Annotated in this window: 33 protein-coding genes; 9 read left to right on the top strand and 24 right to left on the bottom strand. The window is 36.4% G+C overall.

Going from position 1 to position 23,864, the window contains the following annotated elements:
* Window positions 1-86 precede the first annotated feature (86 nt).
* The 8 genes from G6W45_RS00205 to G6W45_RS00170 all read left to right on the top strand — a co-directional run bounded on the left by G6W45_RS00205 (window position 87) and on the right by G6W45_RS00170 (window position 5,398).
* The gene (locus G6W45_RS00205) at window positions 87-290 is read left to right on the top strand and encodes a tautomerase family protein (protein ID WP_085657868.1); all 204 of its coding nucleotides are present in this window, start codon (window positions 87-89) and stop codon (window positions 288-290) included.
* Window positions 287-784 carry a thioredoxin-dependent thiol peroxidase gene (bcp, locus tag G6W45_RS00200; RefSeq protein ID WP_194167129.1) on the top strand — a complete coding sequence of 166 codons (498 nt, stop codon included), beginning with the start codon at window positions 287-289 and terminating at the stop codon, window positions 782-784. Before G6W45_RS00205 ends, bcp begins: the two co-directional genes overlap by 4 nt.
* Window positions 785-793: 9 nt before the next feature.
* Window positions 794-1,435, top strand: coding sequence for a thiol:disulfide interchange protein DsbA/DsbL (locus G6W45_RS00195; protein ID WP_194167128.1), 642 nt, complete (start codon window positions 794-796; stop codon window positions 1,433-1,435).
* 104 nt (window positions 1,436-1,539) lie between these two features.
* On the top strand, window positions 1,540-2,454 hold the full coding sequence (locus G6W45_RS00190) for a branched-chain amino acid transaminase (protein ID WP_021090882.1): 915 nt from the start codon (window positions 1,540-1,542) through the stop codon (window positions 2,452-2,454).
* Between the two features lie 17 nt (window positions 2,455-2,471).
* Complete coding sequence (locus tag G6W45_RS00185; RefSeq protein ID WP_194167127.1) at window positions 2,472-3,590, top strand: prohibitin family protein; 1,119 nt, start codon at window positions 2,472-2,474, stop codon at window positions 3,588-3,590.
* 2 nt (window positions 3,591-3,592) lie between these two features.
* A complete protein-coding gene (gene hisIE / locus G6W45_RS00180; protein ID WP_194167126.1) occupies window positions 3,593-4,327 on the top strand; it encodes a bifunctional phosphoribosyl-AMP cyclohydrolase/phosphoribosyl-ATP diphosphatase HisIE in 735 nt (244 codons plus the stop codon).
* Complete coding sequence (locus G6W45_RS00175; RefSeq protein WP_194167125.1) at window positions 4,317-4,847, top strand: DUF2393 family protein; 531 nt, start codon at window positions 4,317-4,319, stop codon at window positions 4,845-4,847. The genes hisIE and G6W45_RS00175 overlap by 11 nt, the downstream gene beginning before the upstream one ends.
* A complete protein-coding gene (locus tag G6W45_RS00170; protein WP_103583279.1) occupies window positions 4,847-5,398 on the top strand; it encodes a DUF2393 family protein in 552 nt (183 codons plus the stop codon). The genes G6W45_RS00175 and G6W45_RS00170 overlap by 1 nt, the downstream gene beginning before the upstream one ends.
* A gap of 121 nt (window positions 5,399-5,519) precedes the next feature.
* Here the strand turns inward: G6W45_RS00170 and G6W45_RS00165 are convergent, their stop codons facing one another.
* The 24 genes from G6W45_RS00165 to mqnP form a co-directional block, all read right to left on the bottom strand.
* Window positions 5,520-6,182, bottom strand: a complete 663-nt coding sequence (locus G6W45_RS00165; protein WP_194167124.1) for a DUF8095 domain-containing protein — start codon at window positions 6,180-6,182, stop codon at window positions 5,520-5,522.
* Window positions 6,179-7,516, bottom strand: coding sequence for an amidophosphoribosyltransferase (gene purF, locus G6W45_RS00160; RefSeq protein ID WP_107690693.1), 1,338 nt, complete (start codon window positions 7,514-7,516; stop codon window positions 6,179-6,181). Before purF ends, G6W45_RS00165 begins: the two co-directional genes overlap by 4 nt.
* 122 nt (window positions 7,517-7,638) lie before the next feature.
* Entirely contained in the window at window positions 7,639-7,833 is a 195-nt protein-coding gene (locus G6W45_RS00155; RefSeq protein WP_107690692.1) for a hypothetical protein, read from the bottom strand.
* A complete protein-coding gene (gene dapB, locus G6W45_RS00150) occupies window positions 7,826-8,596 on the bottom strand; it encodes a 4-hydroxy-tetrahydrodipicolinate reductase (protein ID WP_107690691.1) in 771 nt (256 codons plus the stop codon). The genes G6W45_RS00155 and dapB overlap by 8 nt, the downstream gene beginning before the upstream one ends.
* 145 nt (window positions 8,597-8,741) lie before the next feature.
* Window positions 8,742-9,680, bottom strand: coding sequence for an NAD(P)/FAD-dependent oxidoreductase (locus G6W45_RS00145; RefSeq protein WP_107690690.1), 939 nt, complete (start codon window positions 9,678-9,680; stop codon window positions 8,742-8,744).
* Between the two features lie 9 nt (window positions 9,681-9,689).
* A complete protein-coding gene (locus tag G6W45_RS00140) occupies window positions 9,690-10,136 on the bottom strand; it encodes a hypothetical protein (protein WP_194167123.1) in 447 nt (148 codons plus the stop codon).
* Complete coding sequence (trxA, locus tag G6W45_RS00135) at window positions 10,136-10,450, bottom strand: thioredoxin (protein WP_012001054.1); 315 nt, start codon at window positions 10,448-10,450, stop codon at window positions 10,136-10,138. Before trxA ends, G6W45_RS00140 begins: the two co-directional genes overlap by 1 nt.
* Before the next feature lie 72 nt (window positions 10,451-10,522).
* Window positions 10,523-10,864: a YraN family protein gene (locus G6W45_RS00130; RefSeq protein WP_194167122.1), complete on the bottom strand. Its 342-nt coding sequence runs from the start codon at window positions 10,862-10,864 to the stop codon at window positions 10,523-10,525.
* A gap of 1 nt (window position 10,865) precedes the next feature.
* The gene (locus G6W45_RS00125) at window positions 10,866-12,128 is read right to left on the bottom strand and encodes a homoserine dehydrogenase (protein WP_194167121.1); all 1,263 of its coding nucleotides are present in this window, start codon (window positions 12,126-12,128) and stop codon (window positions 10,866-10,868) included.
* Complete coding sequence (locus G6W45_RS00120) at window positions 12,125-13,333, bottom strand: LL-diaminopimelate aminotransferase (RefSeq protein ID WP_072593963.1); 1,209 nt, start codon at window positions 13,331-13,333, stop codon at window positions 12,125-12,127. Before G6W45_RS00120 ends, G6W45_RS00125 begins: the two co-directional genes overlap by 4 nt.
* A 9-nt stretch (window positions 13,334-13,342) precedes the next feature.
* On the bottom strand, window positions 13,343-14,125 hold the full coding sequence (locus G6W45_RS00115) for a hypothetical protein (protein WP_194167120.1): 783 nt from the start codon (window positions 14,123-14,125) through the stop codon (window positions 13,343-13,345).
* Complete coding sequence (locus G6W45_RS00110; protein WP_194167119.1) at window positions 14,119-15,060, bottom strand: phosphatidylglycerophosphate synthase; 942 nt, start codon at window positions 15,058-15,060, stop codon at window positions 14,119-14,121. The genes G6W45_RS00115 and G6W45_RS00110 overlap by 7 nt, the downstream gene beginning before the upstream one ends.
* The gene (gene rlmB / locus G6W45_RS00105; RefSeq protein ID WP_054196059.1) at window positions 15,053-15,733 is read right to left on the bottom strand and encodes a 23S rRNA (guanosine(2251)-2'-O)-methyltransferase RlmB; all 681 of its coding nucleotides are present in this window, start codon (window positions 15,731-15,733) and stop codon (window positions 15,053-15,055) included. The genes G6W45_RS00110 and rlmB overlap by 8 nt, the downstream gene beginning before the upstream one ends.
* A gap of 111 nt (window positions 15,734-15,844) precedes the next feature.
* A complete protein-coding gene (rsmI, locus tag G6W45_RS00100) occupies window positions 15,845-16,660 on the bottom strand; it encodes a 16S rRNA (cytidine(1402)-2'-O)-methyltransferase (protein WP_194167118.1) in 816 nt (271 codons plus the stop codon).
* Window positions 16,661-16,663: 3 nt separating this feature from the next.
* On the bottom strand, window positions 16,664-16,864 hold the full coding sequence (rpmE, locus tag G6W45_RS00095; RefSeq protein WP_002942443.1) for a 50S ribosomal protein L31: 201 nt from the start codon (window positions 16,862-16,864) through the stop codon (window positions 16,664-16,666).
* Window positions 16,865-16,947: 83 nt separating this feature from the next.
* A complete protein-coding gene (locus tag G6W45_RS00090) occupies window positions 16,948-17,604 on the bottom strand; it encodes a 16S rRNA (uracil(1498)-N(3))-methyltransferase (protein ID WP_107792854.1) in 657 nt (218 codons plus the stop codon).
* A complete protein-coding gene (locus tag G6W45_RS00085) occupies window positions 17,605-18,006 on the bottom strand; it encodes a hypothetical protein (RefSeq protein WP_103651141.1) in 402 nt (133 codons plus the stop codon).
* The gene (locus G6W45_RS00080) at window positions 18,003-18,206 is read right to left on the bottom strand and encodes a hypothetical protein (protein WP_194167117.1); all 204 of its coding nucleotides are present in this window, start codon (window positions 18,204-18,206) and stop codon (window positions 18,003-18,005) included. Before G6W45_RS00080 ends, G6W45_RS00085 begins: the two co-directional genes overlap by 4 nt.
* Complete coding sequence (locus tag G6W45_RS00075) at window positions 18,206-18,787, bottom strand: 6-pyruvoyl trahydropterin synthase family protein (protein WP_194167116.1); 582 nt, start codon at window positions 18,785-18,787, stop codon at window positions 18,206-18,208. Before G6W45_RS00075 ends, G6W45_RS00080 begins: the two co-directional genes overlap by 1 nt.
* Window positions 18,787-19,542, bottom strand: coding sequence for a 7-carboxy-7-deazaguanine synthase QueE (locus G6W45_RS00070; RefSeq protein WP_194167115.1), 756 nt, complete (start codon window positions 19,540-19,542; stop codon window positions 18,787-18,789). The genes G6W45_RS00075 and G6W45_RS00070 overlap by 1 nt, the downstream gene beginning before the upstream one ends.
* Complete coding sequence (gene moaA / locus G6W45_RS00065; RefSeq protein WP_194167114.1) at window positions 19,542-20,510, bottom strand: GTP 3',8-cyclase MoaA; 969 nt, start codon at window positions 20,508-20,510, stop codon at window positions 19,542-19,544. The genes G6W45_RS00070 and moaA overlap by 1 nt, the downstream gene beginning before the upstream one ends.
* Before the next feature lie 138 nt (window positions 20,511-20,648).
* Complete coding sequence (locus tag G6W45_RS00060) at window positions 20,649-21,155, bottom strand: DUF6115 domain-containing protein (protein WP_021091068.1); 507 nt, start codon at window positions 21,153-21,155, stop codon at window positions 20,649-20,651.
* 9 nt (window positions 21,156-21,164) lie between these two features.
* Entirely contained in the window at window positions 21,165-21,686 is a 522-nt protein-coding gene (locus G6W45_RS00055) for a hypothetical protein (RefSeq protein ID WP_194167113.1), read from the bottom strand.
* Window positions 21,683-22,543: a menaquinone biosynthesis prenyltransferase MqnP gene (gene mqnP, locus G6W45_RS00050; RefSeq protein WP_194167112.1), complete on the bottom strand. Its 861-nt coding sequence runs from the start codon at window positions 22,541-22,543 to the stop codon at window positions 21,683-21,685. The genes G6W45_RS00055 and mqnP overlap by 4 nt, the downstream gene beginning before the upstream one ends.
* A gap of 105 nt (window positions 22,544-22,648) precedes the next feature.
* Here mqnP and G6W45_RS00045 point away from each other — a divergent pair, with 105 nt between their 5' ends.
* Complete coding sequence (locus tag G6W45_RS00045; protein WP_194167111.1) at window positions 22,649-23,863, top strand: FAD-dependent oxidoreductase; 1,215 nt, start codon at window positions 22,649-22,651, stop codon at window positions 23,861-23,863.
* Window position 23,864: the final 1 nt, after the last annotated feature.

Below are 23,864 nucleotides of genomic sequence, written 5' to 3'. Positions count from 1 at the left end.
TTTAATGCCAAATTCTTAAATAAAGGCTTTAATCTGAAATTTCACTCATTTTGGCTAATATTTTGCATCTTGAAAAAGGAGCAAAAATGCCTTATGTTAATATCAAAATAGCAGGCCCAGAGCCGACAAAAGAGCAAAAAGATCAAGTTTTTAAAGAGGTGACTGAGACGCTTGTAAGAGTACTTGGCAAGAAAAAAGAGGCGGTTATGATCTTCATAGAAACTCATGATGCTAGCAACATCGGCGTAGGTGGCGAAAGTGTAGAAGATAAGAGAAAGGTGATAAAATGAGCGAATTTAGCAAAACAGACTTAGAAAGAAAGATAACGCTTGAGGTTGGCGATAAAGCGCCAGAGTTTGAAGCGCTAAATCAAGACGGTGTAAAGGTCGCATTAAAAGACTTTGTGGGCAAAAATGTAGTGCTTTACTTCTACCCAAAGGACAACACTCCTGGCTGCACAACTGAGGCTTGTGAATTTAGCGCAAACTACGATCAATTTATCAAAAATGACACCGTCATCATCGGCGTTAGCCCAGATAGCGTGAAGTCGCATGCGGGCTTTATCGAAAAGCAAAATTTAAAGCACATCCTCTTAAGCGACGAGGATAAAGAAATTTCAAAGCTTTATGGTGTTTGGCAAGTTAAGAAAAACTACGGCAAAGAGTATCTTGGTATCGTTAGAAGCACCTTTGTGATCGGCAAAGATGGCAAGATCGCTAAAATTTATAAAAGCGTAAAAGCCAAAGACCACGCCGCAAAAGTGCTAGCTGATCTTGTAAAATAAGGAGCAAAGATGAAGCTTATAAAAATACTAATTTTAAGTGCGTTTTTTGCGCTAAATTTATCAGCACTAACTGAAGGTGTGGAGTATCAAACTCTAGTAAAACCGCTTAATGTGCCTAAAAACTCGGTCGTTAAGGTCTTTAGCTACGACTGCCCACACTGCTATAAATTTGACCGAACGATTACAAAAAAGCTGATGTCAAAGCTTGAAGATGTGAAATTTATCCCATATCACCTAAGCACAAAAGGCAAGCTTGGCGAGACCGCGAGTAAAATTTTTGCCGCTCTTATATCGATAGATGAGGCAAATGGCACTGATCTACTAAGCGATGAGTCTAAATTTAAGCAAGCAAAATTTGCGATCTATAAAGCAAGACATGATGAAAAAGATGATTTTAGTGATGGCAAAGACAAAGAGAAATTTATAAATTTAGCCCTTAAAGCAGCTCACGTGAGCAAAGACGACTACGAAAAAGCACTAAATAGCGACCGAGCAAAAGAGCTTTTAGATGCGTGGTTTGCCTCTTATGATGTGGCAAGTATCAGCGGTGTGCCAGCTTTTGTAGTAAGTGGCAAATACTTAATAAATTTAAACGCAGCTTCATCAATCGATGAGATGGTAAAGATCATACAAGAGCTTTTAGATAAGTAGTTTTGGCGGGTAATATCTGCAAATTTTGGTCTTAGAAATGTAAATTTAAAGCAATTTTAGATAAACTCAGACCAAAATTTCTAAGAAAAAAGAAAGGTTTAACAATGAATGCTTCAGAATTTATCTGGATGGATGGAAAATTAGTTAAATGGGACGATGCAAAAGTACACGTTCTAACTCACTCTTTGCACTACGCTAATGCCGTATTTGAGGGTACAAGAGCTTATAAAACAAAAAAAGGTCTAGCTATTTTTAGACTCCAAGATCACACAAAAAGGCTTTTAAGATCAGCAAAAATGACTGTTTTAAATGTACCTTACACTGAGGAAGAGCTTGAAAAAGCGCAAATAGAGCTTCTTCGCGCAAACAAATATGACGGCAATGTTTATATTCGCCCACTTATATTTTTAGGATACGGCGTAATGGGTGTAGCTCACACAAAAGCACCAGTGCAAACTGCTATCGCTTCATGGGAATGGGGTGCTTATCTTGGCGATGAAGGCCTAGAAAAAGGTATCAGAGTTAAAATTTCAAGCTTTGCCAAACTCGCACCTGCTGCTCAAATGAACAGAGCAAAAGCTAGCTCAAACTACCTAAGCTCACAAATGGCAAACTACGAGGCAAAAGAGGCTGGATACGACGAGGCGCTACTTCTTGATAGCGAGGGCTTTGTGGCTGAAGGTCCAGGCGAGTGCTTCTTTATCGTTGAAAATGGCGTTTTAATCACTCCACCAAACGACAACAGCCTACTTAGCATCACTCAAGATACAGTCATAAGACTTGCTCATGATCTTGACATTGAAGTAAGAAGGGAGCGCATCACAAGAGATCAGGCATATACAGCTGACGAGGCATTTTTCACAGGTACTGCAGCCGAAGTAACGCCGATAAATAGCATAGATAACCGAATCATTGGTAATGGTGCTAGAGGCGAAGTGACAAAGAGACTACAAAAAGCTTATTTTGACGTGGTTTATGGTCTAAATAAAAAATATGAATCATTTTTAACATATATTTAAAAATTTAAAGGAACGAAATGCCCGCTGATTTAAACGATTATTTCAATAAAAAAAAGCCAGGTAATGACAACAGAGGCTCAAGTCAAAATAGCGACAAAGAGCCGCCTTTCAAAAAGGACTTTAAAATGCCAAATTTACCAAGTGGTTTTGGTAAATTTGGAGCACTTGCCTACATTGTAATTGCAATTATTGCTATTTTTGCTATCACTCAGCCATTTAAAGTGATTCACTCAGGCGAAGTTGGCATAAAATCTACAGCAGGTAAATACGAGCCAAATCCTTTACAGCCAGGCTTTCACTTCTTTTTACCTTTTATCCAAGACATCATCATCGTAGATACCAGAGTTAGGATCATAAACTATACTTCTGGCGAGGATATGGGCGAATCAATGCAAAAATCATATCAAGGCGTTGGTGCTGGAATTTTACGTAAAAATTCTATTTCAGTGCTTGATGCTAGAAATTTACCAGTTAGCATTGATATTACTGTGCAATACCGTTTAAATCCAGAAAATGCCCCTCAAACTATTGCCTCTTGGGGTCTTAGCTGGGAGAGCAAGATAGTTGATCCTGTCGTTCGTGACGTAGTTCGCAGTATCGCTGGTAAATATACAGCAGAAGAGCTTCCAACAAAGAGAAACGATCTAGCAAGACAAATCGATGATGGCATAAGAAAAGACATCGACTCTCAGCCAAATAAGCCAGTTGAGCTTTTAACAGTGCAGCTTCGTGAGATCATCTTGCCTTCAAAGGTAAAAGAGCAGATCGAGCGCGTCCAAATCGCTAAACAAGAAGCTGAAAGAACAAAATACGAAGTAGAAAGAGCAAATCAAGAAGCCTTAAAACAAGCCGCACTTGCAGAAGGTACCGCTAAAGCTGCGATCATTGAAGCAAAAGGTAAGGCTGATGCCATTAAAATCGAGGCTGACGCAACTGCGTATGCAAACAAAGAGGTTGCAAAAAGCGTCGATCAAAATTTACTAAATTTAAAGCAGATCGAGACGCAAAACAAATTTAACGAAGCTCTAAAAGAAAACAAAGATGCTAAAATTTTCTTAACACCCGGTGGAGCTGTGCCAAATATCTGGCTAGACGCAAAAGATAGAGCAAAAGCTAGCTCAGTAAGCGAGAGATAAAAATGAATAGCGTAACAAAAAGTATAGACTGGCAAAAGGTTGGCGGATTGCTTCCAGTAGTGGTTTGCGATCATGCCACAAATGAAGTTTTAATGCTTGCTTATATGAACGAAGAAGCATTAAATTTAAGTCTATCTAGCCGTTACGCTCACTATTTTTCACGCACTAAAAATAGAATTTGGAAAAAAGGCGAAGAAAGTGGCAACACTCAGGAGATAAAGGCTGCTTTTTTAGACTGCGATAACGATACTTTACTTTTAAAAGTGATTCAAAACGGAAGCGCTGCTTGTCACACTGGAGCAAGGTCATGCTTTTTTAATGAAATAAATTTACATGATGGCAAAATTTTAGATACAAAAGTTGAAGTCAAAAAAATAAATTATGGTGTGCTTGATGAGCTTTACCATGTGATAGAAGATAGAAAGCTAAATGCTAACCCTGAAACTTCATATGTAGCAAGTCTTTTTAAAAAAGGTGAAAATCAAATTTTAAAGAAAGTTGGCGAAGAGGCTGGCGAATTTATAATGGCCGCAAAGGATCTTAGTTTCGCAGAAAACTCAAAGCAAAATGAGCAAAAAGCAAAAGATGATCTGATCTATGAAGCAGCCGACCTTTGCTTTCATGCACTTGTAGCACTTTCAGCCCATAATATCCATCCAGACACTGTAAAAAACGAACTTGCAAGGCGTTTTGGTATGAGCGGCATTGAAGAGAAAAGATCGCGAGATGTTAAATAGCATTAAGCACAACTTGCTTTTTGTATTGCAAAATGCAAAGCTCATTGATTTTCTAACCTATGGCTGGATATTTTTAGCATTTATACTAATTGTGCTTTTAGGAATTTTTATCGCGATAAAGTCGTGGTGGCAGATAGGATTTTTATTTATTTTGGCTGCTTTTTTCGGACTTTTTGTAGGTAATTACTACGCGAACAAATATATAAATGAAAATTTAAGGCCAGTTAGCATAAGCAAAATAATAACCAAGCAGCTTCAATATGTCGATGCGTTAATGGTTGATTTTAATATTACAAATAATTCAAATAATGCACTTAGTATCTGTAAAATCGAGCTTGACTTCTATCTAAGCTCGAGACAAAATACGAAAGACTTTTTTAACTCACTTAACCCATTTGCTAGAAAAAGAATCATCTTAAACGAGGAATTTTTACCAAAGCAAAGCATTGAAGTTAAAGAATTTGTCAATGATTTCGCATTTATAGACTACAATATCTCTAAAAAAGTGGAGTGTTTTTGATGAGCTCAGCATATTTTACGATCGTTCATATTATCGTTCTTTTTGCGATTGCTCTACTTTCTATTTTGTTTCTTGTTCTTTCACTTAGAGCTGAGCGAAAGTTATTTTTATCACTATTTTTTACAAACATTCTAGTCTCAACCACACTTGCTGTTTTTTTGATGCTAGTGCTTGACAAATATACAAAAAAAGGCATGCTTGAAAATGTAAAAAGTGAGCGAATTTTACGAAATGAGAGTATTGTTTTTAAGGGACAGGTGAGAAATATTGGTAAATTTACAATTAGCAACTGCACGCTGACAGTCAAACTAATCAATCAACCGCTAAATAAAAATGACCTTGGCGGGGAAGCATTTTTTAAGCCAAGTGGGCTTTCATTTTTCTCATGGATTCTTGGCACAGATAAGGACGAGAGGCCAAATACAGTTGAATATAAATTTGATGTAGCCAAAAATTTACCAAAGCAAAAAAGCACACCATTTACCGTATATATGCCATATCCGCCTTACTTTAAAAACGGCATGAATATCACAAAACTAAATTGCTACTAAGTCAAATTTAAAGCAAATTTTTACAAATTTCATAGGATAAAACGCTAAGTCTTGGTTTGATTTTAGAGTAAATTTTATCTTTTTAGCATCTGCAATAAACACGAATTTTTAAATTAAAGATTTAAAAAGTACAAAGTATGTCAAGTAGCCTACCCAATTTTTGTAGGTCATTTAAGAAAAGTTGCTTTGTTTTTCGTGTAAATTCTTTTGCTTCCTCTAGGATTTTAGTCTCGGCTATATTATAAACAAACTCTTTTTTTAGGATCTTTGCACCTTTTTTATAAAAGAAATTTGCCTCTATTAAGCTTGCAAAAAAGCTATCATCTCTTAAATAGTAGTTTGTTGCTACATTTACATACACTGGTTTTTGCATCAAAAAATCGCCACAAACACTATTTTGCGAGCTAAATTTAACGCTCTCAAGCACATCAGGCCTTATCTCATAAAATTTTATCTCATTAGCTTTTTTTAAAGTCAGAATATCACTTGATTTATTTAAATTTATAGAGCTATTATTTACCTCAAGTACGTTTATAGTACCCTTTGCAAGCGAATAAGCATTTAAAATCTTATCTTCTGCTAAAAAATTTACTACACCAAAAAATGGCACACTAGCATTTTGTTCTACAAAATTTTGAACGGTTTTTATTTGTAGCTGCTGTTTTGTGCCATTTATCTCATAGTAGCTTACGTAAATAGAAATTTCGTCTTTTTTGCTTGGATTCTTTTGTGAGCAACCACTAAAAAATAGTGCAACAAGCAAAAAAATTGCTAAATTTTTCACTTTATGAAATAGTCACCATCAAAGCTTACAAGCGAATATCTTCGCTCATTGCCGATACTTTCTTTAAGTTCGTCTATACTTAAAAATTCTAAGCTATCTGCGCCGATATATTCTTTTACTTCCTCTGCGTTTTTTTTAGAGCTTATTAACTCTTCAAAACTTGGCGTATCGATACCGTATCGCTCAGGGTATTTAAGCTCAGGGCATGCGACTCTAAAATGAATCTCTTTAGCGCCCGCATGTCTTAAAAGATCAACCACCTTTTTTGAAGTAGTACCGCGAACGATACTATCATCGATAACAACGATACTTTTACCCTTTAGAACCGATGACATAGGGTTAAGTTTTAGCTTAACTTTTAAATTTCTCATCTCTTGGCTTGGCTCGATGAAGGTTCTACCCACATAGTGGTTTCTAGTGATAGCTAGCTCAAATGGGATTTTGCTCTCATTTGCGTACCCAAGCGCTGCTGGTACTCCGCTATCTGGTACAGGTACGACGAAATCTGCTTTAATTTTGCTCTTTTTAGCTAGTACTTCACCCATTTTTTTTCTAACTTCATAGACGCTTTTACCTTCTATCACGCTATCTGGGCGAGCAAAATAGATATATTCAAATGCGCATATTCTAGGATCTGGCTCATAAATTTGAATGCTTTGAAACTCACTTTTTCCATGTTCAAAGACTATCATCTCACCAGGCCTGATATCTCTTATAAAGCTAGCCCCCACAAGATCAAAAGCACAAGTCTCACTAGCTACGATATATCCACCATCTTTTAGCTTGCCAAGGCTTAGTGGCCTAACACCCCAGCGATCTCTTATGGCAAAGGTTTTATGGCGTGACTGGATAAGCAGACAATAAGCACCTTTTATCTTATCAAGTGCTGCAATAATACGGTCCTGCAAGTGTTCGCTATGGTTTCTTGCGATTAGATGGATGATATTTTCAGTATCCATATTTGTCTGGAATATCGCACCATCCTTAATAAGCTCATCTCTAACCTCATCTTTATTTACCAAATTTCCATTATGGACTATCGAAATCTGCCCCAAAGAGTAATTAGCGGCTATTGGCTGGGCGTCACGACCTGAGTTTTTACCAGCCGTTGCATAGCGGTTGTGACCGATCGCCATATCACCTTTTAGTGATCTTAAAATTTCTTCATTAAAGACCTCTGTAACTAGGCCATTACCCTTGTGCGTAGAAATTTCTCCGTCATCACAAACACTAATGCCACTCGCCTCTTGGCCGCGATGCTGCATAGAAAATAACGCATAATAGGCAGTCTTTGCTGCATCTTTAGAATTTATAATACCAACTATTGCACACATTTTTTTCCTTTAGTTTTCATCATCTTTGTAAATTTCAAGAACATTTTTGTAGTTAAACTTGATCTCATCGCCAGCATTTAAACAGCCTTTTGAAATAGTTCATTGTCTAAAATGCCGGTAAATTAGCCGTTATTTGTCTCGTTAATGACCACCCACATGCGCTCAACCTGAGCAAACTCATCATCTTCAAATCTAAATATAAGCTTTACTATATCACCAGTTCTTAAATTTTGGCGCTTTTCATGCTCTGGCATGTAGAATTTATCACCAAATTCTAGCTTGTAGTTCTCTACATCATCAAGCACAAATTTAATCATCAAGCCCTAAACTATCATCTATCGAGTAAAGGCCACTATTTTGATCTTTTAGCCAAATAGCAGCCCTGATCGCACCTTTTGAAAAGGTTGCCCTACTCGTTGCGGTGTGATTTAGCTCTATAAACTCACCGTCATTATAAAAGCCAACCGTGTGGCGACCTACCACATCTCCACCACGAAGTGCCATGACTGCGATCTCGTCTTTGCTCCTAGCCCCTACCATACCGGCTCTACCAGTTACTAAAACATCTTTTAAATTTAAATCTCTTGCCTCAGCTACACTTCCTGCAAGTGTCATCGCAGTGCCACTTGGAGCATCTTTTTTGTGCCTGTGGTGTTGCTCTACGATCTCTATGTCAAATTCTCTTAATGTTTTTGAAGCAATCCTTGCAAGGCGGTTTAGAACAGCCACACCAAGACTCATATTTGTTGCATAAAGAATAGGCATAGCCCCTGATGCCAGGTGGAGCAAATTTTTCTCGTCATCATCTAAGCCGGTTGTACCGATAACTAGTGGTTTTGGATTAGTTCTAGCGTAGTTTAGCAGTGCTACCGTAGCCTCTTTTTGGCTAAAGTCGATTATTACATCACACGCTTCAAAAAATTTAGCAAAGTCATTTGTCAAAAGATCGCTACTTAAATTTTCAACCTCATTTTTTTGGCTAAAAGCGATGCTTAAAGTGGCATCTTTCTCATCTTTTAAACAAGAAATGATACTTTGAGCCATCTTTCCACTAGCACCATAAAGGCCTATTTTTACCAAAATTTATCCTTTGATTTTTGGTGAAATTTAACATAAAATTTATTATAGATAGATTACAAATAGGCTTTAAAAATACGTATAAAATCAAAAATTTGATAGAAAAAAAGAAGAAAAATTTAGCCAAAAAATTGGCTAAATTTGAGTATTAATGCAAGCTTTCTATATAACTCATAGCGCTAAGTGCAGCCACTGCGCCATCACCTGCAGCTACGATGACTTGCTTTGGAGCGTCCTCTCTTATGTCGCCCGCTACAAAGAGCCCTTTTAGGCTAGTTTGCATCTTAAGGTTTGTCTTAACCTGTCCACCATCAACCATCTCGCAGATAAATTTGCCATTTTCATCTTTTAAAATTTCGTTATTTACATTTAGTCCGACAAATGTAAAAATTCCTGGCACATCAAGCACACGCTCGCCATTTTTGGTATCAAGTACGATCTTTGTTAGGCCCATTTTATCGCCAAGTGCCTCTTTTATCGTCGCACTTGTTATAAACTCGATCTTTTCATTTTTTCTAGCTTTTTCAACCGTAGTTGGCGCCGCTCTAAACTCTTCACGTCTATGGATTAGATAGACTTTTGAGCAGATATTCGCTAGATAAAGTGCCTCTTCAACGGCTGTGTCGCCACCGCCAAGAACAGCTACCTCTTTATTTTTGTAAAAAAATCCATCGCATGTTGCGCATGTGCTAACACCTTTGCCAAAGAACTCATCCTCGCCCTTAAAGCCAGCACGTCTTGGAGTTGAGCCAGTTGCTACGATGACAGCCTTTGCCTGCTCGCTCTTACCGCCCTCAAGTAAAATTTCAAAGCTACTGTCGCTGTTTTTTCTAACACCAACGACGTTTGCCCACTTATGAACTAGTCCAAATGCACTACACTGCTTCCACCAAGTGCTCATAAAGTCAAAACCGCTCTCGCCAGGGGCTTTTTGGCCTGGGTAGTTTTCTATCTCTGAGCTAGAGGTGATCTGACCGCCAGGCTCGCCTTTTTCAAACATTACAACATCTTTTAGTCCGCCTCTAGTGGCGTAAAGTCCGGCGCTTAGTCCTGCTGGACCGCCTCCGATGATCGCTAAATCAAGCATAAATTTCCTTTATTCTAAAACATTTATGGGCGAATTTTGTTTATAAATTTCACCCCTTTGATGAACTATCTCAACACTACTTGGCAGCTTTGTGATGCTCAAATTTCGCATTAGCTCCAAGACCGTATTAATATCTGAGCTTATATATTTTAGTGTTGAGTTTGACTCATATCTTTTTTGAAAGATATCAATTGCCACAACTGTTTCATTTTTGATTGGTAAAATTTCGTCTAATTTTGATTGATTTGAGCTGAAGATTAAAAGCGTGTATTTTAGCTCTTTTGGAGTGAAAATTTCGCTTTTTTCGTAGAAAACTAGCTTCGCAAAATCAATAAATTTATATTGTGAAAAACGATAGTTGCTATACGCAAATGCAGCTGCTATCATAGCTGCACCAAAAAATGAACCAAATATATATGTAAGAGGAAGTAGGCTTCCTCTTCTTTTTTCGCTCATTAAAGAAGCGAATTTAGTTTGTCAGTTAAGGCTTGTTTTGACTGCGCACCGACCATTTGCTCAACTAGCTCGCCATTTTTGAAAAATAGCAATGTTGGGATCGATCTGATGCCAAACTCAACTGCAAGATCTTGCACTTCGTCAGTATTTACCTTGCAAATTTTTGCTTTACCGTCAAAGTCTTCAGCAAGTTCTTCGATCACTGGAGCTAGCATACGGCAAGGTCCGCACCATGGAGCCCAAAAGTCTACTAAAGCAACGCCCTCTTTTGTAACATCAAAATTTTCTTTTGTAAGTTCGATGTATTTTCCCATTTTTTCTCCTTATTTTTAAAATGTGGCAATTATACAAATTAAATTTAAATTTTATCTAAATAATAAATTTTATTATAAACTAATATTTTCTATCAGTTCTAAATTGTTATTTTTTATGACGAGTAAATCGACTTGAAAATCTCTATTTGGCTCATTTTTCATCATATAAAAATTTATAGTTTTTAAAATTTTTATATATTTTGCCTTATTTAGTCTATACTCTGCATCATATTCTCCGCTAGTTGATTTTACCTCTATGAAGTGCAAAATTTTATCACTACTTAGTGCAATGATGTCTATCTCGCCAAATTTAGAGTGAAAATTTCTCTCTAAAATGACAAAACCAAGCTTTTGTAAAAATTTACACGCCCTATTTTCTGAGCTTTTACCAAAGAGATACTCTTTTAACCCCAAGCTACTCCTCGATCCTCATCATAAATGGCTCTTCTTTTATATACTCTTGCTCTTTTAAAATTTCAATTGTCCTTCTTACATCAGCCTCAAGACTCGTATGTGTCGTAAAAAACAATACCGCAAATTCGCTCTCATCTTTTGGTTTTTGAAGTATGCTATCGATCGATAAGTTATTTTCGCTCATTAAATTTGTAATCTTTGCTAGCACACCCATTTTGTCTTCGACTTTTAACCTAAAGTAGTACTTCGTCTTTATCCTGTCGCGATCAAGTAGCTCAAGCGTATTTAATTCAAACGGTGCTTTATATCCAAGCATTGGCGACTTACTATCTCTTGCGATGTCGATAAGGTCACTGATCACAGCACTTGCCGTTGCGTCGCCGCCAGCTCCAGGCCCATAGTACATCGTCTCGCCAACGACCTCGCCAACGACACTGATCGCATTTGTCACACCACTTGCCTTTGCTATCATTTTATTTTGCGGTACAAGTGCTGGATGTACGCGTAGCTCGATTTTACCCTCGCTTTTTTTGGCGATGGCCAGAAGTTTTATTGAGTATTCGAAATCTTTTGCGAAAAATATATCCTCAGGTGTAATACCTTGTATTCCTTCGATCAAAATATCCTCTGGATCGCCATGCACGCCGTATGCGATGCTAGCGAGGATCAAAAGTTTGTGAGCCGTATCAAAGCCTCCCACATCAAAAGTAGGATCAGCCTCAGCGTATCCGAGCTCTTGCGCCTTTTTAAGTGCGTCTTTGAAATTCGAGCCCTCATTCATCATCGAGGTTAGGATAAAGTTACTAGTTCCGTTTAGTATGCCATTTATGCTAACAATATGGTTTGCGCTTAAGCCTTCTCTTAAGGCTCTAATGATCGGTATGCCACCAGCTACGCTTGCCTCAAAACCAAATGGTATATTTTTGGCTAAATTTTGCAAAGCATATCTGTGATAGGCAAGGAGTGCTTTGTTTGCGGTCACGACTGCTTTTTTTCGCTTTAAAATTTCACTCACAACCCTAAAAGGCTCTTCCACACCACCCATAAGTTCTACAAAAACATCGATATCATCGCGGTTTATAACGCTATTTATATCGTCAGTCAAAGGGATGCCAACGTCTCTTTTTTTATTTAAATTTCTGACCACTCCAACGACTGGTACAATCTCCTCACCACATCTTGCTGCGATTAGCTTTTTGTTTTTTAGTAAAATTTTAGCAACTGACTCGCCAACTGTTCCAACGCCTAATATCGCTACATTCATTCAAATTCTTTCAAATATTTTTTTATATTTCTTGCTGCTTGTCTTATTCTATTTTCGTTTTCGATAAGAGCTAGACGCACATAGTCATTTCCGCCCTCGCCAAAACCGATACCAGGGCTAACTGCGACTGATGCCTTTGTAAGAAGCTGCTTTGAAAACTCAAGGCTGCCCAGATGGCTAACCTTTGGCGGAAGTTTCGCCCAGATAAACATACTTGAGCTTGGTTTTTTAAGCTCCCAGCCAGCCTGGGCAAAGGCCTCTATCATCACATCTCTTCTTTTTTCATAGATTTGGCGTATCTCTTCAACACAGCTTTGATCGCCATCAAGTGCGACTGTGGCAGCCACCTGGATCGGCGTAAACATGCCATAATCAACCCATGATTTTATCTTTTTAAGTGCCGCACAAAGCCTTTTATTTCCACACATAAAGCCGACTCTCCAGCCAGCCATGTTGTAGCTTTTTGAAAGTGTATAGCACTCGACTGCAACGTCTTTTGCACCATCAACCTCAAAGATACTTGGCGTTTTGTAGCCATCAAATGTAAGATCAGCGTAGGCGATGTCAGATATAACGTAAAATCTCTCTTGTTTTGCGATGCTTACAAGACGCTCGTAAAAGCTCTTTTGCACTGTCACGGTCGTTGGATTGTGCGGGAAATTTACGACTACGTATTTTGGTTTTGGCGAGCTTGCATGTATAGTTTGGATCAAATTTTCAAAAAATTTATTCTCATCTAGCTCAAATTTATCATTGTAGTGAAGTGGCATCTTTGCGACACTTCCGCCAGCAAATAAAAACGCTTGCGTGTGTATCGGATAAGCAGGATCAGGCACGATAGCCACATCGCCTGGGTTTATCACGGCTTGAGCTAAGTGAACAAAACCCTCTTTGCTACCCATCGTGGCGACTGCTTCAGTATCTGGATCTAAATTTATGCCGTATTTTCTCTTATACCAGTTGCAAATGGCAAGGCGGAGCTTATAAATTCCAGCACTGGCTGAGTAGCCGTGGGTCTTATCTTTTTGCGCGCTTTCGCATAGTTTATCGACGATGTGTTGCGGTGTTCTGCCCTCTGGGTTGCCCATAGAAAAGTCTATGATATCCTCGCCAGCTCTTCGTGCAGCCATTTTTATTGCATTTACTTCGGCAAAAACGTAGTTTGGCAAACGCTCAATTGTATTAAATCTTATCTCATCAAACACTGCTTACTCCTATTTTATAAGCTTGATAATTATCTCATTTTTTATATTATTTATATCAACATTGTCGCTAATTAATGCGTATTTTGCGCCTATTGCTAAATTTATAGAAACGGCGGTTTTTGCTTGCTCCTCTTTTATAGAGTCAATCTGATTTAAATTTTTATCATAAATTCTAACAAGTGGCATCCATCTATTTGACTCTTTTGACGCGATATCCAGACTACTTGCACCCTCAACATCAACAAAATAAGTACCACCGCTTTTTAAAAGTGGCGTCTCTTCGTCAAAATTTACCTTTGTAGCCTTAAGGATCATATTCTGAGCATCTAAAAATATCTCTAAATTCCCATCAACCCTATCAAATCCTAAAATTCTAAAACCGCTTTGACTAAGTGCTAAGCTTAATAAACTTGGATCTATTCCACCATTTTTTATGGCTGAAATTCCATAAGAAATTTGATCTCCATTTTTTAAGGAATTTATCCTTGAAATACTTATGTTGGCATCATCCAGAGTCGAATTTATTGATTTTACAAATAATGTAGAAGGAACTTTTTGCTCGCTTATAAATTTTAAATTCAAACTATTTGAACCAAATGAAATGCTATCGTAACTTGAGTTTTGTTTTAATCTTGATACTAGCTCATTGACATTGAGTGAGCCATTTTGGTCTAAATTTTCTAAAGAGATTTGCACATTTTCAGCATTGCTTAAAGCACTTGCACTAGTTTGTAGGCTAAAAGCATAGGCAAATACACTAAAAGCGGTGAAAATCGCTATTTTTCTTACCAAGATTTGCCCTTGTTAAGTTCTACAAACTCATCATAGCTCACAAATTTCATCTCTCCATTTTCTACTAAAAATCTAGCTGGACGGCTTGGATTATATTTTGTAACCTTATCGCCGATCTTTAGCTCAATGTTGCCATTTCCACAAACTACGAGCTGTCTTTGGTCTAAATTTATATTTATGCTTTTACTTGTGTCGTTTGATACTTTTTGACCATTTTCAAGATTAATTATCCCTATCCAGACACGTTGTTTTGGTGTAATGACCGCCTCATTTAGTGGCTTTGTAATGTTTTGCTCTATCTTAGGAGCTGGCTGAGCTACCATGCTTGGCTTCACAGCATTTTGCTCCATGTTTGCAGGACTTGTTGTCACATTTTGCTCAACTGGAGCTGAAATTTTCAAGTTTGATGCGTTTGCCTCTATTTTAGGGCTATTTTGAGAGATAGTGATATTTGTATCGATGATATTTTTCTTTACCTCATTTACTATGCTTGACTGCGAATAGCTCACGCTTTTATTCTCGTCATTTAAAAATGATAAAAAATTCTCGATATATTTGTAAGCATCAAAATGATATGCCCCACCAGCGATAATAGCTAAAATGATGAGCCAAAATAAAAATCCAGCACCGCCACTACCGCTTTGTTTTTGTATGGTAATATCTTTTGGAGTGTAAGAAGAAATTTTTGGAGTAACTTTAGTTTTATGACTCTCATCTGGAGTGTTTTCTTGCATAAAGGCATCATATTCAGCGAGTAACTCGCTCAAATCAACGTCATATTCACGTTGTAAAATTTTGGCATAACCTCTAATATTTAAACGTGATAATTTTTCAAAATTTTTATCAAAAATATATTGTAAAAATGTAGGCTCAATATGCGTTTTACGTGAAATTTCCTTTATGCCTATCTCTTTTAAATTTTCAATCTCATTCATCTATCATCCTGTCACAAATTATTGCAAAAGCTGCACTTACATTTAAGGAGTCCCAGCCTTCTTTTAACTTTATACCAATACACTCATCACACTTTGCTAGAGCCTTTTGCGGTATGCCTTCGCCCTCTGAGCCCATCACCAAAGCTCTTTTACCGGCAAACTTCATCTCTTTTACGTTTTTGCCATTACTTGCTGTTGCATAAATTTTAAAGCCAAATTGCTTTAGTTCATTTAGCAAACTAAGCCCATCTTCAAAAATCGCTATTGGTATCTCATAGGCAGCGCCGCTACTTGATCTTAAAACGCCTTGCATATTTATACTTTTTGCCACTATCACAAGACCTTCGCAGCCTAGAGCATAAGCACTTCTAGCGATAGCACCGATATTGCCAACATCGCTTATACCGTAAAGAATGGCGATAAAATTTAGCTTTTTAAGCTCAGCAATGTCTGAAAATTCAAACTCACTAACATTTGCTAAAAAACCTTGATGGTTTCCACCGCGAGCTAAAGACTGTGCTTTTTGATTATCCACGCGAATAATTTTTTTGCCTGTGCCACAAATTTTAGAGAAGAGTTTTTTGTCACACTCTTTTGAGAGATATATCTCTTCTAATATCTGTGGTCGCTTGTTCAAAATATGTAAAAATAGTTGTTTTCCGTATATTATCATGGTAACTTATGGTAGCTAAAGTCAATTAAAATTTAACTTATTTTTGTATGTAACTAGAGTAAATTTTACACTTTCGTTTTAGTGTCACTTAGTAGTTTTGTAGTCTATAATTTAAGCCTTCGTAAGCTCATCATATATCTTTTTTACATCTTCTCCAGTTATTTTGTTAAGCAATTTTGCTTTTACTTTTGGGGCAAGATCAAGCGAAAGTATCTCATCTTTTGTGATATTTTGAGTGGCTGTTTTGTCACTTTTTGAGATGACAACCACCCACTCTCCACTTAAATTTGCTTTTTCTAAAATTTGGACTAAATTTTTGGCTCTATCCTTAAATTTAGTCTCAAATTTTTTGGTGGCCTCTTTTATAGCAAAAATTTCTCTCTCTGGCTCTAGATTTGCGATACTTTGTACTAAGCCTAGTATGCGTTTTGGACTTTCGTAAATAACGGCTGGATAAGCTAAATTTAGAGCATTTTGGATAGCCAAAGACCTATCTCTGCCAGTATTTGGCAAAAAGCCTAAAAAGACAAATTCCTTATCGCAAAGTCCGCTTGCAACTACACTTAAAAGTGCAGCATTTGCTCCACTTAAAATTTCATATTCAATGTTATTTTTTTGAGCGTATCTTACTAGACTTACTCCAGGATCGCTGATACCTGGCATACCAGCATCGCTCATGTAGGCTACATTTTTACTAAAAAAATCATCACTTAAATTTGTGAAAAAGTCATCTTCATTATGAGTGTGAAATGGAATAAATTTTGATATATTTATACTTGCGTCAAAGCGTTCGTTTAGCAGATTTATAAGGCTTTTGCAAACTCTTGTATCTTCGCAGATAGCTATCTCGCATTCACGCAAAATTCTAATCGCACGAAGCGAGATATCTTCTAAATTTCCTATTGGAGTAGGAATAAAGTAGAGCAAGGCTTATTTTTGAGCGTATTTTTTCTTAAATTTCTCAACACGGCCAGCACTGTCAACTATCTTTTCGCTGCCTGTGAAAAATGGGTGGCACTTGTCGCAAATGTCAATTCTGATTTCGCTTTTGTTTGACTTTGTCTTAAAAGTGTTGCCACACGCACAAGTTACAGTGCAATCTACGTATTCTGGATGGATATCTTTTTTCATCATTTTTCCTTTATTATTTTTGGGCTAATTATCTACATTAAAAGTTGCTGATTATATAAAAAGAAATCTAAAAATCAAATAAATTAAGCTATGAATTTTGCCGCTACTGATATAACTGCGGTCTGTGATCTTAAGATATTTTTTGTATTTAGGCCGTAGCTATTTTTAAATTTAGCCGTCTCTTCCTCACTAAATCCACCCTCTGGACCAATTATTAAAAGCTCATCATCTTTTTTTTCATTTAAGCTTTTACCGCCAAAATTTATAGCTGAGACATTTTTATAAAAGCTCATTAGTTCGTCTAAATTTTTATAAATTTCAAACTCCATTAGTGAAGTTCGTCCACACTGCTCGCATGAAAGTGCATTTATATAGTTTAGCCTTTCAATATCTATCTTAAAATTTGCTTGAGAAAATTTAGTATAGACAAAAGCTATTTTACCAACGCCAAGTTCATTTAAAAATGGCAATGTCTTTTCTATCGTCTTTGGATCGACGATAGCCCAAGCGATCGTAAAGTCGAATTTATGCTCGCCATTTAAGCTAGCAAAGACAAGACTTAAGCTCGCACTTCGCCTATCAATCTCATCAATTTCATAAATATACTCTTTAAAATCTCGTAAATTTCTAACGCTTATTCGCTCACCAGCTTGCATTCTTCTAGCTTTTAGGTGCAAAAAAGCTTCATTTACTATCTTTAAGCTTTCATTACCTGCATTTTTATCATATAAAAATTTCATCTAAATCCCTGCAACTAAGACTAAAATAAGATCGCAAAAACCCTTAATAAGGGCGAATTTTTTAAATTTTTCTAAGTCACCATTAACTGCATAAATTTTTAGCCTTTTAAAACCTATGGCACTAAGTGCGATTAAAATTATTAAGATAATTAACATTTTTATGGCATTAAATTTAAACTCATATCCATAATACGCCCATAAAATAAGTCCAGTAAGCGTAAGAAAACTAAGTAGCATATGATAAATCGGTAAAAAATATCTTATACGAAGCACATAGTTTTTACTATTGCTACCAAACTGAGTAAGTATTAAATAAAGTATATTACAGGCAACTAGTGCATAAAAAAATATCACATGAAAAGGCAAAGTGTATGCAAAAAGTGAGGAGAGATGTTCGTTCATTTCTTATCTTTAGAAGGCTCGTTCTCTTCGACGACTGGCTCAGGCGGGAGTTGTTCATCGATTGTAACATTTGCGTCTGGTTGAGCTATGGTCACGTCACTCGGCACTGGCTCACTAATATCATTTCTAGCCTCATCTTTATCTCCACAACCCGCAAATAGACCAGCTATAAATAAAAAAGAAGTTATAATTTTTTTCATCAAACGTCCTTTGGAATTTCTATTTTTAACCTATTTTTAATCTTCTCAAATAAATTTTTATCTTCCCACTCTTCTATGATAGCGTCTGAAAATTTGATCTCATCTAGCTTTATCTCGCCCATTTGCACATTTATGGCGTCCTCTTTAAAGCACTGTGCATAGCCTGTATCAGTCTCATGCACGATAATGCTATGAAGCTTCACTTCACGCTCGCCGTTTTTCATCACGCTAAGCTCAAGTAGTCTTTCTATGAGTACAAAAAATATACGGCAAAACTGCTCTGCACTTGGATTTAACGGGATCTCGATCCATCTTGCCGAGTGCTTTTTTAGATCATTTTTATATTCATCATTATCGCCTGAAAATATTGTCGTAGCGTGATCAAAACTGTCAATGATCGTTTTTATATTTTGCTTCATCAAGCCAAAATCATAGACCATGCCGGCGTTATCAAGAAAATTTGAGCTAAGTAAAATTTCAGCCACATAGCTATGCCCGTGGATGCTAGTCCTACAACGCTTTGAGCTGCAAAATCTCACAATATGTGCATTTTCAAATCTAAAAAGCTTTCTAATAATCATCAAACACCTTCTTTATCGCTCCAAAGCCTGATGTGGATACGCTCTGAGTAGTTAAATCCATGCTTTATGGCAAATTCTGCTGTTTTTAAAGCATTTTCGTTTAGCTCAGCTTTATTTGCCCCTATTGCCATACACCAAACTGGCAAATCAACTTGATTTTTTATATTTATAATCTCGTCCAACTCGCTTTTGTCAAAGTGCGAGAGGACAAATTTTAAAAAGCTACTTCTTGCATTATTTTTAATAGCTAAAATAGCGTCTAAATTTATGCGTTTTTGTTCATTAACTCCGCTATTTGCTAGCTTTACACCAAGTGCAAAATGGCATTTTTTATAAATTTCATATTTAGCAAAATCAATTAAGATGGTGCCATTCGTCTCAAAATGCACTTCATAATCTTCAAGCAATTTCTTTACCAAATTTATAAAATTTTCATTTTCATACCAGATGAGCGGCTCGCCACCAGTCAAAACAATGATAGGTTTTTGCATTAAGCCTTTGCATAGGTTATCAACTAAGCCTAAAATTTCATCTACACTGTAAATTTTATAATTAAAATGCCCTTTAAAAACAGCCCTTATACTATCGCATCCTAGTAAGCTTTCGCCGGTTTTTAAAGACTTTGTTTGCACGCCAAAGCCAGAGCAGTTTAAGTTGCAGCCTAAAAATCGTAAAAATATAGCGAGTCTGCCTTGGTAAGCCCCCTCGCCTTGGATACTTAAAAACGCTTCAACTAGCTCTAGCTCTTTGCTCATCAACCACCAGTTTGATAAAAGGCACGCGAAGAGGTTTCATTGCTAGCGCCTATCGCCCATTTGTTCTCTTTTGGCTTATTTGCTAGTACTTGCCTTAAAATTTCACTTGCAGCTACGATATCACCTTTTTCAACCGCTTTTTTGATGCTAAGAGCCTCTTCAAAGTAAAGGCAAGGTATCAAAAGTCCTTCAGCACTTAGTCTGATACGGTTGCAACTCTCGCAAAAGTCGTGCTTGTGTGGATCTATGATGCCAAATTTATAACCATCATCAAGTCTATAAATAGACGCAGGCGCATTTGGTAGTTTTCCATCTCTTGTAACATTATATTTTTGTGAGATGATTTTTAAAATTTCATCGCTACTTAACCCTTTTAGATCATCTTTAGCGTGTGAATTTTCCATATACTCAATAAATCTGATCTGGGAATCTCTAAATTTAGCAAACTCGAGCAAATTTATAAGCTCATCATCATTTACACCTTTTAGTGCGACAGTGTTGATTTTTACTTTTAATCCAGCATCATGAGCCGCTTCAAAGCCAGCTAAAACTTCGTGCAAGACGCTTTTTTGTGCGATAAATTTAGCCTTTTGCTCATTTAGTGTATCAAGTGACATGTTTATGCGCTTTAGTCCAGCGTCTTTTAGCCTTTTAGCAAAGTGTGAAAGCATATAGCCATTTGTAGTAAGTGCTAGATCGATGTCTGGATTATAATCACTTATCATTTTTATAAAAACGTCCAAATCCTTACGTACAAGCGGTTCGCCACCAGTGATTCTTATCTTTTTTATACCTTCATCGATAGCCACTTTTACAAATAAAAATAGCTCTTCAAAGGTTAATAAATTCTCTCTTGGCGTCCAGCTAAATGGCGTTGTAGGCATACAATACCTACACCTAAAGTTGCAACGCTGAGTTACAGAAATCCTTAAATAATCAACAACCCGACCATATTTATCGATTAGCATAAAGTACCTTCTTAAGCTTGGTTAGAGCTTTTTATAATTTTTTCAATTATATGTTAAAAGATTTAAATCAAAATAAAAATTTAAGCCAATTTTTGTAGTTTAAGAGTAGATTAGTCTTTTTAAAATTAGCCTGTAAATTTAGGCTAATTTATGAAATTTAAGCACAAACTCGACTCGCCCCATTCCAACATGAAGGTCCTTTGCAATCATCGCTGCACTTTTTCCGTCTTTAAACATTTTTAAAATTTGCTCTTCTTCATTGATGACACTTGGTGCGATTTTATTAATATCTCTTGTTCGCTCTTCAAGACTAACTATCCTATCTTTTTGCTCTGTCGCAAAATCATCAATTACTCGCTCAATACTCTTAATCGCACGAATTATTGGCACAATTTTCTCATTTATTTGCAAATCAATATTTTCTTTTATCTGTTTTTTAAGTGGCTCATATTGTTCACTATTTTTAAATGCCTCGCCTTCAAGCATTGAAATTTGCTTTTTTAGATTGAAATTTTCTTGCATAACGCTTTCTATCGCTCGCTCAAATCTCGCAAATTTTTTATTTGTCTCACTATCTTTTATCAACATTAAAGCTACTATTATCGCCAAAACGATACCAAAGCCTAAAAAAATATAAATTTCCATATTTTTCCTTTACGAATTCGCTCTCATTTCTCTTATCATTACACGCTCTCTAGCTGTTACGTAAGCGTTCCAATCGGCTTCATCCTCTTCATGCATATTTTCTATCTTTACTAAATTTTCACTAACAGCCCTTAAATAAAGGCTCAAATTTCTCTTTGGAAAGATAGGCATAGCAATCCTTGCGTAGTAAATTTCATCTTTTATAAATTTCTCTTCACTTATTTTGATATGTGTAAAGCCTATTTCTTCGATACTCGTCCTCTCTTTTAGTGGCAAATATTGCTTATGCTCATTTTTAATATAATCACTCAGTGCATCAACTTTTCTATGGAGCTCGATCAGCAAAGTTAATAAAACTTGATCGCTCTCTTTGGTTTCGCCACGTGATTTAGCTCGTTTTAGCCAAGCCCCAAGTGCGTCCTCTTCGCCCGGCAAGATAGAGTCAAACTCTCTTTTAAATTTCTCGCTCCCATCTTTATCAGACTCAAATTCTATATCAAGAGGCGCTTTAAACAGCTTAATCTCACTCATAATACGCTAATCCAAACAAAGATAAAAAATAAAATTCCCAAATAGCCATTTAACGTAAAAAATGCTCTATCTATCTTACTAAAGTCGCGTCTTACGATCCTATGCTCAAAAAATAAAATAACGCCACTTACTAAAATTCCAAAAAATGCCATCACTCCAAGCCCAGCAGCCCAAGCAAAAAGTAGCCAAAATACAAAAGCCAAAGCGTGAAAAATGGCCGATAAAAAAAGTGTAGCCTTGTCGCCGTAAATAGCTGGTATGCTAAAGAGCTTGTTTTCTTTATCAAATTTCATATCTTGAAGCGAGTAAAGCAAGTCAAATCCAGCTACCCAAAATGTCACACCAAGGCAAAGTAACACGCTCCAAAGTGGTATAGCAGCACTCACTGCGACCACACCAGCAATAGGAGCAAGACCTAAGCTAAGGCCAAGCACCAAGTGTGCTAACTCGCTAAAGCGTTTAAATAGCGAATATCCACCAAGAACAGCTAAAATAGGAAAACTTAGCCAAAATGCGAGCGAATTTATAAAATAAGCACATACGATAAAAACAAACGCATTTGCTGCGATGAAACGCTGCATATTGCTCCTACCGATACGACCATCAACGCTTGGGCGGCTTGCAGTTCGCGGATTTAGCTTATCGATATCTTCATCTTTATATCTATTAAATGCCATAGCAAAATTTCTAGCACTAACAGCGCAAAAAGTACCTAAGATAAGCAGTTTTAAACCAAACCAAGCCGAGCCACTTTCTATCTTACTAGCAACTATCATCGCCACAAAAATAAAAGGCAAAGCAAAAACAGAATGCTTAAAAACAATAAGTTCAGCAATAACTTTTAATTTTTCTATCATTTGATAAATTTCCATTTTCTTTAAAAATGGTTGATTTTACACCATTTTGCTTTAAATTTGAATTTATATTATCATTACAAGATTAATTTAAAACAAAGGGTTATTATGGGCAAAATAGCGATTATTGGAGATAGTTTTAGTGCGTTATTTACGGCTTACGAATTAGCTAAAAAAGGTGAAGAAATTTTAATTATTAGCAACCAAAAAGATGATTTTACAAATGGAATTTTAACGCCTTTTGGTACACACGCTCTTGCAAAAGATGGAGCGATATCTAGCTCGTTTATGGGGCTAGTTAGCAAAAAAAGCGAGCTTGATATAAGTATTTGCTTAAACGAAAATTTTAGAGCTTGGATGACAAATTTTACACTTAAATCAACCAAAGCTCACGACAAAAAGATGCAAATTTTATTTTCAAAATTTGGTAAGAAAAGCTTTGAATTTTTAAGAGATTTAAACAACAAATATCCGCAGATAAATTTCGATGAGAGCGGCGTTTATCTACTTTTTAGCAATGACGAAAGCTTTAAAAAAAGGCTTGATGAGATAAAAGTTGCCCATAGCGAGCAAGAAATTTTAAGTGTAGATAAAGAGCTTGCAAATTTTGGGCTAATAAATAAAAACATAAAAGGCGCTATAAATTTAGCCAACAACGCAAGTATTGATACAAATGAGCTAAAAAAAGCTTTGATAAATGAGCTAAATTCTCTTGGGGTAAAATTTATAAATGATGAAATTTATGAGCTAAAAACGCAAGTGCAAATAGTACAAAAAGCTACCGGTAATAACGGCGAATATGAGGCCGATAGCTTTGTGATCGCTTCAAAAAATTTAGAGCTTTCAAATAAGCTAGGCACGAGCTTAAATGCGATTTTGGCTAAATTTTATACTATTGATCTTAGCCTAAATGAAGGGCAAATTCCTAAAAAACCAATCATTTTAAATGATTTATTTGCCAAAATTTATCCAACTAAAAATGGCGTTACGATTATTACAAATTTACAAGTCGGCGCTATCGATACGCTTGTTAAAACTGAAAAGATTAATGCATTTTTAAATGAACTAAAGATACATCTTGGTATAAGCGAGCTAAAAGAGCCTAGCTTTAGGGCAAACTACGTACTTCTTAGCTCAAACGATAAACCAGCTCTTGGACGCGATAACATATATAGTAACTTGATCTATAGCCAAGCTTATGGACTAAATGAGCTTAGCTTTGCTCCGTATTTTGCCGGTGTTTTGGCAAGTCTTATAAAAGATGGCAAAAATAACGAGGAAAATGATGAAATTTTACTCTTTAGCTCGTTTTACGAGGGCTAGA

The sequence above is a fragment of the Campylobacter concisus genome (assembly GCF_015229955.1).
Lineage (GTDB): Bacteria > Campylobacterota > Campylobacteria > Campylobacterales > Campylobacteraceae > Campylobacter_A > Campylobacter_A concisus_AT.
This window is presented reverse-complemented; position numbering and strand designations above follow the sequence as displayed.